This window comes from Aquabacterium sp. (genome assembly GCF_050725395.1).
Lineage (GTDB): Bacteria > Pseudomonadota > Gammaproteobacteria > Burkholderiales > Burkholderiaceae_C > Aquabacterium.
The window spans coordinates 1-1,130 of record NZ_JBOHHL010000106.1 but is presented as its reverse complement, the minus strand read 5'-3'; the positions used below and the strand labels follow the sequence as shown (position 1 = coordinate 1,130).

At 62.3% G+C, this 1,130-nt stretch carries 2 protein-coding genes; both read right to left on the bottom strand.

Going from position 1 to position 1,130, the window contains the following annotated elements:
* The coding region (locus ACREB4_RS21320; protein WP_431590243.1) for an ABC transporter permease subunit at window positions 1-750 on the bottom strand (750 nt) is incomplete at its 3' end.
* A partial coding sequence (locus tag ACREB4_RS21315; RefSeq protein ID WP_431590242.1) for an ABC transporter permease subunit occupies window positions 747-1,130 on the bottom strand: 384 nt, incomplete at its 5' end. The genes ACREB4_RS21315 and ACREB4_RS21320, both read right to left, overlap by 4 nt.

The window sequence follows — 1,130 nt, the reverse complement described above, 5'->3', positions numbered from 1 at the left end:
CACCACCACGATCATGATCGTGGCCAACGCATTGACCTGCGGGTTGAGGCCGCGGCGCGCCGAAGAGAACACCACCATGGGCAAGGTAGTGGAACTGGGCCCGGAGACGAAACTCGCCACCACCACATCGTCCAGCGACAAGGTGAACGCCAACAACCAGCCCGACACGATGGCCGGTGCGATGATCGGCAGCGTGATCAGGAAGAACACCTTGACCCGGTTCGCGCCCAGATCCATCGCGGCCTCTTCCAGCGACTTGTCCAGTTCTGCCATGCGCGAGGACAGCACCACGGTGACGAAGGCCAGGGTGAAGGTCACGTGCGCGATCCAGATCGACAGGATGCCGCGCGGAGCCAGGCCGACCAGATTGCCCAGCGACATGAACATCATCAGGACGGACAGGCCCAGGATCACTTCCGGCATCACCAACGGAGCGGTGATCAGCGCGCCGAACAAGGTCTTGCCGGGGAAGCGCCGCATGCGCGTCATCACCAGCGCTGCCAAGGTGCCCAGGATCACCGCGGCGGTGGCGGTGAAGAAGGCGATCTTGATGCTGATCCAGGCCGCGCCCAGCATCTGGTCGTTCTCCAGCAGCTTGCCGTACCACTTGAGCGAGAAGCCCGACCACACCGTCGCCAGCTTGTTCTCGTTGAACGAATAGAACATCAGCACCAGGATGGGCACGTACAGGAACCCGAATCCCAGCGCCAGGATCAGCCAGGTCGGCCAGCGCTTGGCCAGGTTGCTCATGTCAGCCTCCCTTCGATCTCGCTCTGCTGCACCCGGTTGAAGATCAGGATGGGGATCAGCAACAGGCCCAGCATCACGATCGCCACAGCCGAAGCGGTAGGCCAGTCGCGATTGTTGAAGAACTCGTTCCACAGCACGCGCCCGATCATCAAGGTGTCCGGGCCGCCCAGCAGTTCCGGAATCACGAACTCGCCGACCGCCGGAATCATCACCAGCATGCAACCGGCGACGATGCCGGCTTTGGACAGCGGCAGCGTGATCTTGAAGAACGCCTTCCACGGCTTGGCGCCCAGGTCGTAGGCCGCCTCCAGCAGACGGTGGTCGTGCTTGACCAGATTCGTGTAGAGCGGCAGCACCATGAACGGCAGATAGCAGTAAAC